Origin of the sequence: Streptomyces sp. NPDC046465 (genome assembly GCF_040646035.1) — a bacterium.
Taxonomy (GTDB): Bacteria; Actinomycetota; Actinomycetes; order Streptomycetales; family Streptomycetaceae; genus Streptomyces.
Genome location: NZ_JBEYZK010000043.1, coordinates 13925 through 30855, shown reverse-complemented (window position 1 = coordinate 30855; position 16931 = coordinate 13925). Strand labels below are relative to the sequence as shown.

Annotated in this window: 5 protein-coding genes; all 5 read left to right on the top strand. The window is 72.2% G+C overall.

The window, feature by feature from the left end; all coding sequences use genetic code 11:
• The coding region (locus tag ABZ953_RS37675) for an SDR family NAD(P)-dependent oxidoreductase (RefSeq protein WP_361733736.1) at positions 1–2919 on the top strand (2919 nt) is incomplete at its 5' end.
• Positions 2920–3034: 115 nt separating this feature from the next.
• Positions 3035–14428 carry a type I polyketide synthase gene (locus ABZ953_RS37670; protein WP_361733734.1) on the top strand — a complete coding sequence of 3798 codons (11394 nt, stop codon included), beginning with the start codon at positions 3035–3037 and terminating at the stop codon, positions 14426–14428.
• Positions 14425–14859, top strand: a complete 435-nt coding sequence (locus ABZ953_RS37665) for a nuclear transport factor 2 family protein (protein WP_361733733.1) — start codon at positions 14425–14427, stop codon at positions 14857–14859. Before ABZ953_RS37670 ends, ABZ953_RS37665 begins: the two co-directional genes overlap by 4 nt.
• A 36-nt stretch (positions 14860–14895) precedes the next feature.
• Positions 14896–15417, top strand: coding sequence for a nuclear transport factor 2 family protein (locus tag ABZ953_RS37660; protein ID WP_361733731.1), 522 nt, complete (start codon positions 14896–14898; stop codon positions 15415–15417).
• Entirely contained in the window at positions 15414–16895 is a 1482-nt protein-coding gene (locus tag ABZ953_RS37655; protein WP_361733729.1) for an FAD-binding protein, read from the top strand. The genes ABZ953_RS37660 and ABZ953_RS37655 overlap by 4 nt, the downstream gene beginning before the upstream one ends.
• Positions 16896–16931: the final 36 nt, after the last annotated feature.

The window sequence follows — 16931 nt, the reverse complement described above, 5'->3', positions numbered from 1 at the left end:
TTGTCGTTGGAGGATGCGGCGCGGATTGTGGCCGTGCGCAGTGATGCGTTGCGGCAGTTGCAGGGGCAGGGCGATATGGCGTCGCTGGGGACGGGCCCGGAGCAGGCCGCCGAGCTCATCGGTGACCGGCCGGGTGTGTGTGTCGCCGCCGTCAACGGGCCCTCCGCCACGGTGATTTCTGGCCCGCCCGAGCAGGTGGCGGCTGTGGTGGCCGAGGCGGAGGCGGGTGGTTTGCGGGCCCGGCTCATCGACGTCGGCTATGCCTCCCACGGTCCGCAGATCGACCAGCTCCATGACCTGCTCACCGACCGCCTTGCCGACATCCAACCCGCCACTACCACCGACGTCGCCTTCTACTCCACGGTCACCGCCGAACGCCTCGACGACACGACGCAGCTCGACACCGGCTACTGGGTCACCAACCTCCGCCAGCCCGTCCGCTTCGCCGACACCATCAACGCACTGCTGGCCGACGGCTACCGCCTCTTCATCGAAGCCAGCCCCCACCCCGTCCTCAACCTCGGCATGGAAGAGACCATCGAGCAGGCCGACGTCACCGCCACCGTGGTGCCCACCCTGCGGCGCGATCACGGCGACGCCACCCAGCTTGCCCGCGCCGCCGCCCACGCCTTCACCGCCGGAGCCGACGTCGACTGGCGCCGCTGGTTCCCGGCCGACCCCGCCCCCAGTACCGTCGACCTCCCCACCTACGCCTTCCAACGCCAGCATTACTGGCTCGAACGACGGGCAGCGTCCGCCGCAGCCGTGAGCGGTGGACAAGGTGCGGCCGAGGCGCAGTTGTGGCAGGCCGTCGAAGGGCTCGACCTCGGACTGTTGGCCGAGACGCTGGGCTCGGAGGAGGGCAGCGAGGAAGCGGTCCGGGCGTTGGAACCCGCGCTGCCGGTGTTGCAGGGCTGGCGTCGGCGGCATCAGGAGCAGGCGACCATCGACTCCTGGCGCTACCGCGTCACGTGGAAGCACCAGGCCGACGGAGACCCCCCTCAACTGGACGGCGGCACCTGGCTGTTGTTCGTCCCAGCCGATCAGTCCGAGCATCCCGCCGTACGAGCCACGGCCGAGGCGCTGACCGTGCACGGGGCAGGCGACGTCCGGCTGCATCCGGTCGAGGTCGGCCGAGTCAGGCGTGCGGACCTGACCTCCGTGGACACCGCTGATCTCTCCGGCATCGTGAACCTGCTGGCGCTGGACGAAACGCCGCATCCCGACCACCCGGCCGTGCCCGCGGGGCTCGCCGCGACGACCGCACTGATCCAGGCCCTCAGCGACAACGGCACGAGCACCCCCTTGCACACGGTCACCCAAGGTGCCGTCTCCACGAGCGCCACCGACCCCCTGACACACCCCCGCCAGGCTCAGGTCTGGGGACTCGGGCGCGTCGCCGCCCTCGAACACCCCCGCCTCTGGGCCGGGCTCGTCGACCTCCCCGCCCGCGCCGACCGCCACACCCTCCCCCGTATCGCCGCCGCCCTCCTCCCCCAGGACGAGGACCAGATCGCCGTCCGCCCCACCGGAACCCACACCCGGCGCCTCACCCATGCCCCCGGCACCCACGGCACCCACGGCTCCGACCCGGCCTGGCAGCCCCGAGGCACCACCCTCATCACGGGCGGCACCGGCGGCATCGGAGCCGTCCTCGCCCGCTGGCTGGCCCGCGAGGGCGCCCCTCACCTGCACCTCACCAGCCGTCGCGGACCCGACGCACCCGGCGCCGGGGAGCTCGCCGCCGAACTCACCGAACTCGGCACGACCGTGACCGTCACCGCCTGCGATGTCAGCGACGCCGACCAGCTCCGCCGTCTCGTCGCCGAAGTGCCCGCCGAGCACCCCCTCACCGCCGTCATCCACGCGGCGGGAATCACCGATCTGACGTCGATCGGTGATCTGACGTCAGCGCGGCTCGGCGAAGTGCTCGGGTCGAAGGCCGACGCGGCCTGGACTCTGCACGAGGCGACGCGAGGCCTTGACCTCTCGGCGTTCGTGATGTTCTCCTCCGGCGCCGGAGTGTGGGGCAGCGGTCAGCAGGGCGCTTACGGTGCCGCCAACCACTTCCTCGACGCACTCGCCGAGCACCGCCGCTCCCAGAAACTCCCCGCCACCTCCATTGCCTGGGGCCCCTGGGCCGAGGCAGGAATGTCCGCGGATCAGGAGTCCCTGACGTACTTCAAGCGCTTCGGGCTGCATCCGATCAGCCCGGATCTGTGCGTCAAAGCACTGCATCAAGCGGTGGACACGGGCGACACCACGCTGACGGTGGCGAACTTCGACTGGGCACAGTTCACGCCGACGTTCACCACACAGCGGCCCAGCCCCTTCCTCGACGACATTCCGGAGAACCGGCGAGAGGCCGAGCAGACCGGTTCCGCCGCGGAGACCAGCGCCTTCCGCGCGGAGCTCGCCAAGACTCCCGCTTCCCAGCGGCACGGCTTCCTGGTCCAGCACGTCCGGACCCACGCGGCGGCGACGCTCGGCCGCACCACGGAGGACATCCCCGCCGCGAAACCGTTCCAGGAGCTGGGCTTCGACTCACTCACCGCGGTCCAGCTGCGCAATCAGCTCAACACCACGACCGGGCTCTCGCTGCCCGCCACCGTGATCTTCGACCATCCGACGTCCGAAGCCCTCGCCACACACCTGCGCGGCCAACTAGGCGGCGACGGGGAGACCACGGGTGAGGGCAACGTACTCGCGGCGCTCGACAAGTGGGACGCGACGTACGGCACGGCCGAGGTGGACGAGGCCGCCCGACGGCGCATCGTCGGCCGACTGCAGGTGCTGGTCTCGAAGTGGAGTCCGGCGCAGGACGGCCCCGAGGGGGCCGATACCGCCCATGCCGACCTGGAGACGGCGAGTGCGGACGACATCTTCGACCTCATCTCCAGCGAGTTCGGGAAGTCCTGACCCTCGCCCACCTGCCCGTTTCCCGCATCCCACCCCCGCCCCCACCCCCTCACTCATACGTCCGCCCTCACTCATACGTCCCCGCCACCACGTAGCGCCAAGGAGCCTGGGTCAGATGTCGAACGAGGAGAAGCTTCTCGATCACCTCAAGTGGGTCACCGCGGAACTGCGCGAGGCCCGCCAGAAGCTCCGCGACAAAGAGTCGGCCGAGCCGGTCGCGATCGTGGGCATGGCCTGCCGCTTCCCCGGCGGTACACGTTCCGCCGAGGATCTGTGGCAACTGGTGCGCGACGGGGGCGACGCCGTCGCGGCGTTCCCCGACGACCGTGGCTGGGACCTGGAGTCCCTCTACCACCCGGACCCGGAACACCCGGGGACCAGCTACGTGCGGGACGGCGCCTTCCTCTACGACGCGGGCGACTTCGACGCCGACTTCTTCGGCATCAGCCCACGTGAGGCCGTCGCGATGGACCCGCAGCAACGCCTGCTCCTGGAGACCGCCTGGGAGGCGATCGAGCACGCGGGCCTCAACCCGCAGGCGCTGAAGGGCAGCGACACCGGCGTCTTCACCGGAGTGAGCGCCCATGACTACCTGACGCTGATCAGCCAGACGGCCAGTGAGGTCGAGGGGTACATCGGCACCGGCAACCTCGGCAGCGTGGTGTCCGGGCGCATCTCCTACACGCTGGGGCTCGAAGGCCCCGCGGTGACCGTCGACACGGCGTGCTCGTCGTCCCTCGTCGCGATCCACCTGGCGAGCCAGGCGCTGCGTCAGGGCGAGTGCTCCCTCGCGCTGGCCGGGGGCTCGACGGTCATGGCCACACCCGGCTCGTTCACCGAGTTCTCGCGGCAGCGCGGGCTCGCGCCCGACGGCCGGTGCAAGCCGTTCGCGGCTGCCGCCGACGGCACCGGCTGGGGCGAGGGCGCCGGTGTGGTGGCGCTCGAACTGCTCTCCGACGCGCGGCGCCGCGGCCACAAGGTCCTCGCGGTGGTCCGGGGTTCGGCCGTCAACCAGGACGGTACGAGCAACGGGCTCGCCGCCCCCAACGGGCCCTCGCAGGAACGCGTCATCCGCGCCGCCCTCGCCAACGCCCGCCTCTCCCCCGAGGACATCGACGCCGTGGAGGCGCACGGTACGGGCACCACGCTGGGCGACCCGATCGAGGCGCAGGCGCTGCTGGCCACGTACGGCCAGGGGCGGACCGAAGAGCGACCGCTCTGGCTCGGCTCAATCAAGTCGAACATCGGGCACACGCAGGCCGCCGCCGGTGTCGCCGGTGTGATCAAGATGGTCATGGCGCTCCGCAACGGCCTTCTCCCCACCTCCCTCCACATCGACGCGCCCTCACCGCACGTCCAGTGGGAGCAGGGCAGCGTACGACTGCTCTCCGAGCCGGTCGCATGGACGGCTGAACGCACGCGGCGGGCAGGCATCTCGGCGTTCGGGATCTCGGGGACAAACGCGCATCTGATTCTGGAGGAGGCCCCAGAGGACGTGCCGGAGGAGGTCTCTCCGGAAAACGCCGCTTCCCCGGTTGTTGCGTCGCCGAGTGCGGCCGTCCCGCCGGTGGTGCCGTGGGTCATCTCGGGACGGACCAGCGATGCGCTGCGTGAACAGGCCCGGCGCCTGGGCGTGTTCGCCGCACAGGAGACAGACGTCCCGCCTCTGGAAGTCGGGTGGTCGCTGGCCACGACGCGCCCCCTGTTCGAGCACCGGGCCGTGGTCGTGGGCCAGGATCCCGCGCAGGCCGCCGCTTCGCTGGGCGCGTTGGCGGCGGGTGAGGCTTCCGCGGATGTGGTGTCCGGGGTTGCGGGTGATGTGGGTGCGGGGCCGGTGTTGGTGTTTCCGGGGCAGGGTTCGCAGTGGGTGGGGATGGGGGCGCAGCTCCTGGATGAGTCGCCGGTGTTCGCGGCGCGGATCGCGGAGTGTGAGCAGGCCCTGTCGGCGTACGTGGACTGGTCGCTGCGTGATGTGTTGCGCGGGGACGGGGGTGAGCTGTCGCGGGTCGAGGTCGTGCAGCCGGTGCTGTGGGCGGTGATGGTGTCACTGGCTGCGGTGTGGGCGGACTGTGGGGTTACTCCGGCTGCTGTGGTCGGACACTCCCAGGGGGAGATGGCTGCCGCGTGTGTCGCCGGTGCGCTGTCGCTGGAGGATGCGGCCCGGATCGTGGCCGTACGCAGTGACGCGTTGCGGCAGTTGCAGGGGCAGGGCGATATGGCGTCGCTGGGGACGGGGCCGGAGCAGGCCGCCGAGCTCATCGGTGACCGGCCGGGGGTATGTGTCGCCGCCGTCAACGGGCCCTCCTCCACCGTAATTTCGGGTCCGCCCGAGCAGGTGGCGGCTGTGGTGGCCGAGGCGGAGGCGTGTGGTCTGCGGGCCCGGGTCATCGACGTCGGCTACGCCTCCCACGGGCCGCAGATCGACGCACTGCACGACCTGCTCACCGACCGCCTTGCCGACATCCGGCCGACGCTCACGGACGTGGCCTTCTACTCCACGGTCACCGCCGAACGCGTCGACGACACGACGCAGCTCGACACCGGCTACTGGGTCACCAACCTCCGCCAGCCCGTCCGCTTCGCCGACACCATCGAGGCACTTCTGGCGGACGGCTACCGCCTGTTCATCGAAGCCAGCCCGCACCCCGTCCTCAACCTCGGCATCCAGGAAACCCTCGAACAAGCGGGTGTCGACGCCCACACCATCCCCACCCTCCGCCGCGACCAAGGCGGCCGTACTCAGCTCACGCACGCCGCCGCCCAGGCGTTCGCGGTGGGCGCCGACGTCAACTGGCGCCGCTGGTTCCCGGCCGACCCCACCCCCCGTACCGTCGACCTCCCCACCTACGCCTTCCAACGCCGCCACTACTGGGTGGAGCCGCCCGCGGCGGGCGCGCCCACCGGTGCCGGTCAGGACCCGGTCGAGGCCCAGGTGTGGCAGGCGATCGAGGACTTGGACATCGACGCCCTCGCCGCCAGCCTGGACATCGCGGGGCAGGCGGAGGACGTCGGGGCGCTGGAGCCCGCGCTGCCCGTCCTGTCGGCCTGGCGGCGCAGGCACCGGCAGCAGACCACGGTCGACTCCTGGCGCTATCACGTCACGTGGAAGCACCAGCCCGACACCGCGGCGCCGGAACTGGGCGGTGTCTGGCTGCTTCTCGTGCCTGCCGCGCACGCCGAGCATCCCGCGGTCCTCGCGACAGCGCAGACGGTGGCCGCGCACGGCGGTGAGGTGCGGCAGCACGTGGTGGACGGGTGCACCGTGGAGCGCGCCGGACTGGCCCGGGAACTTGCCTCGCTGATGGAGATGACGGACGGCGTCGCCTTCGCCGGGATCGTCAATCTGCTGGCCCTGGACGAGCAACCGCACCCCGAGTTCCCGGCCGTTCCCGCCGGGCTCGCCGCGACGACCGCACTCCTCCAAGCGCTCGCCGACAACGGCGCCGACACCGCCGTGCACACCCTCACGCAGGGCGCCGTTTCCACGAGCGCCACCGACACACTCGCCCACCCCGTGCAGGCTCAGGTCTGGGGCCTGGGGCGGGTCGCCGCACTGGAGTATCCGCGGCTGTGGGCCGGGCTCGTCGACCTGCCCGCGCGCATCGACCACCAGACGCTCGCCCGGCTCGCCGCCGCTCTGGCCCCGCACGACGAGGACCAGCTCGCCGTCCGGCCGGGCGGTGTCCACGCCCGCCGCCTCGCCCACGCGCCGACCCACGCGCAGGGCAGCGGCATACCGTGGCGGCCGGAGGGCACCACCCTCATCACGGGCGGCACCGGTGGCATCGGCGCCGTCCTCGCCCGCTGGCTCGCCCGCGAGGGCGCCCCGCACCTCCTGCTGACCAGCCGTCGCGGCCCCGACGCGCCCGGCGCCCAGGAACTCGCGGCCGAACTGGCCGAGTTGGGCGCCGTCGTCACCATCACCGCCTGCGACGTCGGTGACCGCGAGCAGGTGCGCGACCTGGTTGGGGGCATCGCCGCCGAACATCCGCTCACGGCCGTGATCCACGCGGCGGGCGTGCCGAACTACATCGGCCTCGGCGAGGTGTCGGGCGCGGAGCTGGACGAGGTGCTGCGGCCCAAGGCCCTCGCCGCGCTGCACCTGCACGAGCTGACGCGGGGCCTCGGCCTCTCGGCGTTCGTGATGTTCTCCTCCGGTGCCGGAGTGTGGGGCAGTGGCCAGCAGGGTGCCTACGGTGCCGCCAACCACTTCCTCGACGCACTCGCCGAGCACCGCCGCTCCCAGGGTCTGCCCGCCACCTCTGTCGCCTGGGGCCCCTGGGCCGAAGCCGGAATGGCGTCCGATCAGGCCGCGTTGACGTTCTTCAGCCGCTTCGGGCTGCACCCGCTGAGCCCGGAGCTGTGCGTCAAGGCGCTGCAACAGGCCCTCGACGCGGGCGAGACGACGCTGACGGTGGCGAACTTCGACTGGGCACAGTTCACGTCGACGTTCACCGCGCAGCGGCCCAGCCCGCTCCTCGCCGATCTGCCCGAGAACCGGCGGGCGAGCGCGCCGGTGGCACAGGAGGGCGACACCGGAGAGGCGTCGTCGCTCCAGCAGGAGCTGACCGAGGCGAAGCCCGCCCAGCAGCGGCAGTTGTTGTTGCAGCACGTGCGCTCCCAGGCCGCGGCCACGCTGGGGCACTCCGACGTCGACGCCGTGCCCGCGACGAAGCCCTTCCAGGAGCTGGGCTTCGACTCGTTGACCGCCGTGGAGCTGCGCAACAGGCTCAACAAGAGCACCGGCCTGACGCTGGCGACCACCGTCGTCTTCGACCATCCCACCCCCGACTCCCTCGCCGACGTCCTCCTGTCCGAACTGTCCGGCGACACGGCGACTGCCGACGCGGCGCGGACGGCCACGGTCGCCGCCGACGACGAGCCGATCGCGATCGTCGGCATGGCCTGCCGCTACCCGGGTGACGTGCGCTCCGCCGAGGAACTGTGGGATCTCGTCACCGCGGGCAAGGACGCCATGGGCGACTTCCCCGACGACCGGGGCTGGGACCTGGAGAAGCTCTACGACCCGGACCCGGAGAGCCGCGGCACCAGCTATGTGCGCGAGGGCGGCTTCCTGTACGACGCGGGCGACTTCGACGCCGGTTTCTTCGGCATCAGCCCGCGCGAGGCCATCGCGATGGACCCGCAGCAGCGCCTGCTCCTGGAGACCGCCTGGGAGGCGATCGAACGCGCGGGGCTCGACCGCGAGTCGCTCAAGGGCAGCAACGCCGGGGTGTTCACGGGCCTGACGATCTTCGACTACCTGGCGCTCGTCGGCGAGCGTCCCACCGAGGTCGAGGGGTACATCGGCACCGGCAACCTCGGCTGTGTCGCCTCCGGCCGGCTGTCGTACGTACTCGGCCTCGAAGGCCCGGCGATGACCATCGACACCGGATGCTCGTCGTCCCTGGTGGCGATCCACCAGGCGGCCCACGCGCTGCGGCAGGGCGAGTGCTCGCTCGCCCTCGCGGGCGGCGCGACGATCATGGCCACGCCGGGCGCGTTCGTCGAATTCTCGCTGCAGCGTGGCCTCGCCAAGGACGGGCGGTGCAAGCCGTTCGCGGCCGCCGCCGACGGAACCGGCTGGGCCGAAGGGGTCGGCCTCGTCGTCCTCGAACGCCTCTCCGAGGCCCGGCGCAACGGCCACAACGTCCTTGCGGTGATACGGGGTTCGGCGATCAACCAGGACGGTACGAGCAACGGCCTCACAGCACCCAACGGGCAGGCCCAGCAGCGGGTGATCCGGCAGGCCCTCGCCAATGCCCGCCTCTCCCCCGAGGACGTCGACGCCGTGGAGGCACACGGCACCGGCACCATGCTGGGCGACCCGATCGAGGCCAGCGCGCTCGTGGCCACGTACGGCAAGGAACGGCCCGAGGACCGGCCGCTGTGGCTCGGCTCGATCAAGTCGAACATCGGGCACGCCCAGGCGTCGGCCGGTGTCGCCGGAGTGATCAAGATGGTCATGGCGCTGCGGAACGAGCAGTTGCCCGCCTCTCTGCACATCGACGCGCCCACACCGCACGTGGAGTGGGCGGACAGTGGGGTACGGCTGCTGACCGAGCCGGTGCCGTGGGCACGCGGCGAGCGCGCGCGCCGCGCCGGTGTCTCCGCCTTCGGGATCTCGGGCACGAACGCACACCTGATCCTCGAACAGGCCCCGGACGCACCGGAACCCGTGAACGCCGGTTCCGAAGAGGCGCCCTCCGGAGTCGTTCCGTGGGTCGTGTCGGCGCGTGGGGAAGAGGCTCTACGGGCCCAGGCCGGACTGCTGGCCGAGCGCGCGACGACCGACCCCCGACTGGCATCTCCCTTGGATGTCGGCTGGTCGCTGGTCACCACACGATCGGTGTTCGAGCACCGTGCCGTGGTCGTGGGCAAGGACCGGGAAGCACTTCTGGGCGGGTTGCGGTCCCTGGCCGCGGGCCAGCCGTCGGCCGGTGTGGTCGAGGGAGCTGTGCAGGGCGCGTCCGGTGCGGGGCCGGTGTTGGTGTTTCCGGGGCAGGGGTCGCAGTGGGTGGGGATGGGTGCCCAGCTCCTGGATGAGTCACCGGTGTTCGCGGCGCGGATCGCGGAGTGTGAGCAGGCGCTGTCGGTGTATGTGGACTGGTCGTTGCGTGATGTGTTGTGCGGGGATGGGAGTGAGCTGTCGCGGGTCGAGGTCGTGCAGCCGGTGCTGTGGGCGGTGATGGTGTCGCTGGCCGCGGTGTGGGCGGACTGTGGGGTTACTCCGGCTGCTGTGGTGGGGCATTCGCAGGGGGAGATGGCTGCCGCGTGTGTCGCGGGGGCGTTGTCGTTGGAGGATGCGGCGCGGATTGTGGCCGTACGCAGTGATGCGTTGCGGCAGTTGCAGGGGCAGGGCGATATGGCGTCGCTGAGTACCAGTGCCGAGCAGGCCGCCGAGCTCATCGGTGACCGGCCGGGTGTGTGTGTCGCCGCCGTCAACGGGCCCTCCTCCACCGTCATTTCGGGTCCGCCTGAGCAGGTGGCGGCTGTGGTGGCCGAGGCGGAGGCGTGTGGTCTGCGGGCCCGGGTCATCGACGTCGGCTATGCCTCCCACGGTCCCCAGATCGACGCACTCCATGACCTGCTCACCGACCGCCTCTCCGACATCCGGCCGACGCGCACGGACGTGGCCTTCTACTCCACGGTGAGCGCCGAACGCCTCGACGACACGACGCAGCTCGACACCGGCTACTGGGTCACCAACCTCCGCCAGCCTGTGCGTTTTGCCGACACCATCGAGGCACTGCTGGCGGACGGCTACCGCCTGTTCATCGAGGCCAGTGCCCACCCGGTGCTGGGACTGGGCATGGAAGAGACCATCGAGCAGGCCGACCTGCCCGCCACCGTCGTGCCCACCCTGCGCCGCGGCCACGGCGACGCCACCCAGCTCGCCCGCGCCGCCGCCCACGCCTTCACCGCCGGAGCCGACATCGACTGGACGGGCTGGTTCCCGGCCGTTCCGCTGCCTCGGGTGGTGGATCTGCCGACGTACGCCTTCCAGCGGGGGCGCTTCTGGCTCGAGGGGCGCAGGGGGATCGCCGGGGATCCGGCGGGGCTCGGGCTCGCCTCCGCGGGGCATCCGCTGCTCGGGGCCGCCGTGGAGCTCGCGGACGGCAGCAGTCATCTGCTGACCGGCAGGATCTCGCCGCGGGACCAGGCGTGGCTGGCGGAGCACCGGGTCATGGACACCGTGCTGCTGCCCGGTTCGGCGTTCGTGGAACTGGCGCTGCAGGCCGCGGTCCGTACCGGCTGCGAGGAGCTGGCGGAGCTGACGCTGCACACTCCGCTCGCCTTCGGGGACGAGGGCGCGGGCACGGTCGATCTGCAGGTGGCGGTCGGCTCGGCGGGCGAGGACGGGCGGCGCCCCGTGTCCGTCTACTCGCGGCCCACGGACGAGGGCGAGCAGGCCGCGTGGACCCGGCATGCGGCGGGTGTGGTCGCCCCGGCGGGGCCCGACTCCGTGAGCGCCCCATCCGGCGGGACCTGGCCGCCGCCCGGCGCCACTCCGGTCGGCGGGCACGATCCGTACGACGAACTCGCCTCGCACGGCTATGACTTCGGGCCGGGCTCGCAGGGCCTTGTGAGCGCCTGGCGGCTCGGTGAGGACCTCTTCGCCGAGGTGGCGCTGCCCGAGGCGGAGAGCGGCAGGGCCGACCGCTACCAGGTGCACCCGGTGCTCCTCGACGCCACGCTGCACGCCCTGATCCTGGACGCGGTCACATCGTCGGCGGAGACCGACCAGGTGCTGCTGCCGTTCTCCTGGAGCGGGTTGCGGGTGCACGCGTCGGGGGCCGACCGGCTGCGGGTCCGTATCGCGCGCACCGCGCCGGACCAGTTGGCACTGACGGCCGTGGACGACGGTGCAGCGCCGGTCCTGACCTTGGAGTCGCTCACGGTGCGCCCGGTGGCCGCCCATCAGATCGCGGGGGCGCGCGCGGCGGACCGTGACGCGCTCTTCCGGCTGGTGTGGAAGACGACGGCGACGGTGCCGGGCGGTGTCGAAGGCGGCGGTGCCCTGCGTCCCGCTGTGGTGGCGCCTGCCGGGGAGCCGCTGGGGACGGCGCTGGCGGGGGCGTTGTCCGGGGTGCCCGGGGTGCCCGGGGTGTCCAGGGTTTCGGTGCGGGATACGTTCACCGCGCTGCGGGACGCCGTGGCGGCGGGGGGCGAGGTGCCGGATGTCGTGCTCGTCGTGTGCTCCACCTCCCGTGACAGTGCCGTGTGCTCCACCTCCGGTGAACGTACGGGTGGCGATGCGGCCGCAGGGGCGCGGGCTGCTGCCGTGTCCCTCCTGTCGCTGCTCAAGGAATGGCTCGACGATCCGGAGTTCGCGGCGAGCCGTCTCGTCGTCGTGACGCGGGGTGCGGTCGCCATGCGACCGGGCGAAGATGCCGGTGATCTGCCGGGAGCGTCGTTGTGGGGCCTGGTGCGCAGCGCGCAGGCCGAGAACCCCGGTCGCCTCACACTGCTCGACGTCGACTTCCTGGAGCCTTCGCTCGCGGCGCTTTCGGACGTACTGGCTTCCGTTGAACCGGAGTTGGCGCTTCGGGGCGGTCAGGTGTACGTGCCTCGGCTCGTGCGCGACGAGGCCTCGGCGCGGCTCACTCCGCCGGTCGGCTCACCGACATGGCGGCTGGCTTCAGCCGAAGGGGCGAGCGCGGGGCGGCAGTTGGCCCTTGTTGATGCGCCCGAGGCGAGGAGGGCGTTGGAGCCGCACGAGGTGCGGGTGGCGCTGCGGGCCGCCGTCGCGCCGGATGAGGGGCCGCTCGGCACGGGCCTCGTCGAGGGCGCCGGTGTCGTGACGGAGGTCGGCGGCGAGGACGGGTCCTTGGCTGTGGGCGACCGGGTGATGGGTCTGTTCGACGTGGCGGGGCCGGTGGCCGTCGCCGATGCCGATGTGCTCATACCGGTGCCGTACGGGTGGAGTTGGGCGCAGGCGGCGGGGTCCGTAGGCGCCTATGTGGCGGCGTACCACGTCCTGGCGGATGTTGTCGCGCCCGGCGTTCCCGTCGTACCCGATGTGCCCGTCGGGCCGCACGGTGGCGCTGTTGGTGCTTCGCTGCACGTTGAAGAGGGAGTCGGTCCCGTCGGCCGGGCCGTGCTGCGGCTCGTGGCGTGCCGGGAGGCGGAGGGCATCGGCGGGGGCGTGTCGGTCTGCGACGTGGGCGGCGAGCAGGTGCCCGACATCGTCATCGCGCACGAGGACCGGGAGGATCGGGAGGACCGGAAGGACCGGAAGGACCAGGAGGACCGGGAGGGCCAGCAGGGCTTGGGCGGCCGGGAGGGCGCGACCGCGGCCGGTGCGAGGGCCTTGGTCGTCCGCCGGGCGGCCGACTCGGACGCGGGGCAGGCCGTCGCGCCGCCCGAGCCCGGACGCGTACGGGAAATCCTCGCCACACTGGCCCGGTTGAGCCGCGACGGCGCCCTGGAACCGCTGGACGTCAGCGTGTGGGACGTACGGCAGGCGCCCGCGGCGCCGCAATACGCGCCCGGCTCGACGGCCCCGGCAGGCTCGACGATCCCGGTGGCCTCAGGGGCCTCAGCGGCCTCGGTGGCCTCGGTGGCCTCAGCGGGCACCACCGTGTTCACGCTGCCCGTCCCCTTCGACCCCGACGGCACCGTACTGATCACCGGCGGTACCGGCGCCCTAGGCGCCCTCACGGCCCGCCATCTGGTGACCCGCCACGGCGCCCGGCACCTGCTCCTGTCCAGCAAGCGCGGGGCCGACGCGCCGGGGGCCCTGGAGCTGGCGGCCGACCTCTCCGCGCTCGGCGCGCGGGTCGCCTTCGCCGCCTGCGACCCGGGCGACCGGGACGCGGCCGCCGCCCTCCTGGACTCCGTGTCCGCGGAGCATCCGCTGACCGCCGTCTTCCACTGCGCGGGCACCGTGAGCGACGCGGTGGTGCAGAACCTCACGGCCGAGCAGGTCGAGGAGGTGATGCGAGTGAAGGCGGACGCCGCGTGGCACCTGCACGAGCTGACGCGGGACGCGGACCTGTCCGCGTTCGTGCTGTACTCCTCGGTCGCCGGGCTGCTCGGCGGCCCCGGCCAGGGCAGCTATACGGCCGCCAACGCCTTCCTCGACGCACTCGCCCGGCACCGGCACGACGGCGGGGCCGCGGCGACCTCCCTGGCGTGGGGCTACTGGGATCTGGAGAGCGGCATGTCGGGCCGGCTCACCGATGCCGACCGGGCGCGCCACGCCCGGGCCGGAGTGGTCGGGCTCACCGTCGACGAGGGGCTCGCCCTGCTCGACAGCGCGTGGTCCGGCGGCCTGCCGTTGTACGCGCCGGTCCGTCTGGACCTGGCCCGGATGCGTCGGCAGGCGCAGAGCCACCCCGCGCCCGCCCTTCTGCAGGACCTGGTGCGCGGCGGGGGCAGGAGCAGCGGTTCTACCGGTTCGGCGGGGGCGTCCGCGCTCCTCAAGGCGCTCGGCGGGATGTCCGACGCGGAGCGGGAGGAGGCGCTGCTCGACCTCGTGCGCACGCACATCGCGGCGGTCCTCGGGTACGAGGCGGCCACGCCCGTCAACGCGACGCAGGGGCTTCGGGAGCTGGGCTTCGACTCGCTGACCGCGGTGGAGCTGCGCAACCGGCTCTCGGTGGCGACCGGTCTGAAGCTGCCCGCCACGTTCGTCTTCGACCACCCCAATCCGGCGGAGCTCGCCGCGCATCTGGGGCAGGAACTCGCTCCGCGGGCGGCGGATCCGCTCGCGGACGTCCTGGCGGAGTTCGAGCGTTTGGAGAGCTCTCTGCTCTCGGTCTCCTCGCAGGACGGCACGGCACGGGCCGAGCTGGCGGGACGGCTGCGCGCCACGCTGGCCCGGCTCGACGTGCCGGAGCGGGCAGCCGATGAGGCGGCGGTGTCCGCCCGTATCCAGGACGCGTCGGCGGACGAGATCTTCGCGTTCATCGACCGGGACCTCGGCAAGGACAGCGGCAGCGGCAACAGCATCGGCGTCGGCAAGGACAGCGGCAACGGACAGGCAGTGGAGGGACAGCGATGAACGAGTTCGCCCGCAAGAAGCGCGCCCAGGAGCTCAGCCGTCGCGTCAACGCCGGGGATCTGGACGCGATCGTCGAGCTGTACGCGCCCGACGCCGTACTGGAGGATCCGGTCGGCCACCCGCCCGTCACCGGGCACGACGCGCTGCGCGCCCACTACGAGCGCCTCCTCTCCGCCCGCATACGGGAGGAGGCGGCCGAACCCGTCGCCGGGCAGGACGCCGCGCACGCGCTGATCCAGGTCACCTCCGCCATGGACTATCTGCCCCTGGGCCCGCTGTACGCGGAGCGGGGCTGGCTCAAGATCCCCGACGCCCCGGAGACGGCGCGCATCCAGCGCACGGCGATGCTCGTGATCCGCATGGACGCGTCCGGCCTCGTCCGGCATCTGAAGTCGTATTGGGGCACATCTGATCTCACGGTCCTCGGCTGAACCGCAGGCCGAGGCCTCACCCTTCCTGGAGGTGCGATGCCCGACGAGGCCGCGCGAAAGCAGATGGCCGTCGACTACGCCGAGCGGATCAACGCCGGTGACATCGAGGGTGTCCTCGACCTGTTCACGGACGACATCGTCTTCGAGGACCCCGTGGGGCGGCCGCCGATGGTGGGCAAGGACGATCTGCGCAGGCACCTCGAACTGGCGGTCTCCTGCGGTACGCACGAGGTGCCTGACCCGCCGGTGACGTCGATGGACGACCGTTTCGTGGTGACGCCGACGACGGTCACCGTGCAGCGGCCCCGGCCGATGACCTTCCGCATCGTCGGCATCGTCGAACTCGACGAGAACGGCCTCGGCCGCCGGGTCCAGGCGTTCTGGGGAGTGACGGACGTGACCATGGACGAGCCCGTCGGCCCCCAGCGGTCCACCGACGCCACGCAGTCCACCGACGCCACGCAGTCCACCGGCGCCACGCAGCCCGCCAACGCCACGCAGCCCGCCGACGCCACGCACCCCGACGCCACCACGCACCCCGAAGGGATCCGCGCGTGACCACCACCCGACCCGCACACGCCGTCGTACTGGGCGCCAGCATGGCAGGCACCCTCGCGGCCCACGCCCTGGCCCGCCACGTGGACGCCGTCACCGTCGTCGAACGCGACGCGCTGCCCGAGGAGCCGCAGCACCGCAAGGGGGTCCCGCAGGGCCGCCACGCCCACCTGCTGTGGTCCAACGGCGCCCGGCTCATCGAGGAGATGCTGCCCGGCACTACCGACCGGCTCCTAGCGGCCGGCGCCCGCCGCCTCGGCTTCCCCGAGGACCTGGTGACGCTGACCGGGCAGGGCTGGCAGCACCGCTTCCCCGCCACGCAGTTCGCGCTGGTCGCCAGCCGCCCGCTGCTCGACCTGACCGTGCGCCGCCAAGCACTCGCGGCGGGCAACATCACCGTCCGGCAGCGCACCGAGGCCGTCGAGCTGACGGGCGGGGACCGCCGGGTCACCGGTGTCGTCGTCCGCGAGGTCGACGGCGGCGGGCAGGAAACACTGGACGCCGACCTGGTGATCGACGCCACCGGCCGTGGCTCCCGCCTCAAGCAGTGGCTGTCCGCGCTCGGGGTCCCCGCCCTCGAGGAGGACGTCGTCGACGCGGGCGTCGCCTACGCCACCCGGCTCTTCCAGGCCCCGCCAGGCGCGACCACCCGCTTCCCTGCAGTGAACATCGCCGCCGACGACAGGGTGCGCGAACCCGGCCGTTTCGGCGTGGTCTACCCCATCGAGGGCGGCCGCTGGCTCGCGACGCTCTCCTGCACACGCGGCGCCCAACTCCCTACCAGGGAAGACGAGTTCATACCGTTCGCCGAAAAGCTGAACCATCCGGTCGTCGCCGAGCTGCTCCGCGGCGCCGAGCCGCTCACCCCTGTCTACGGCTCGCGCTCCGGGGCGAACCGCCGCCTGTACCCGGAGCGGCTGGAACAGTGGCCCGACGGTCTGCTCGTCGTCGGCGACTCGCTGACCGCGTTCAACCCGATCTACGGACACGGTATGAGCTCGGCGGCGCGCTGCGCGGACACGATCGACCGCGAGTTCGACCGCGAGTTCGACCGCGAGTTCGACCGCGAGTCAGAGCGGAGCCCGCATGACGGGGCCGGGTTCACCCTCGCCCTCCAGAAGGCGATCGGCGCGGCGGTCGACGACCCGTGGATCCTGGCCGCGACCAAAGACATCGACTACGTCAACTGCCGGGTGTCCGCGACGGATCCGCGGCTCATCGGCGTGGACACCGCGCAGCGCCTGCGGTTCGCCGAAGCAATCACCGCGGCGTCGATCCGCTCACCGAAGGCGTCGGAGATCGTCACGGACGTGATGAGCCTGAACGCGCCGCAGACCGAACTGGGCTCCAACCGCTTCCTGATGGCGATGCGCGCCGACGAACGGCTTCCGGAGCTGGCCGCGCCGCCGTTCCACCCGGAGGAGCTGGATGTGGTGAACCTGGACGCGGCGACGATCGCGCCGGAGGCCGTGCGGTCCTGATTGCCCTCTTGCTACGCCGACGGCTCCCCCTTCCAG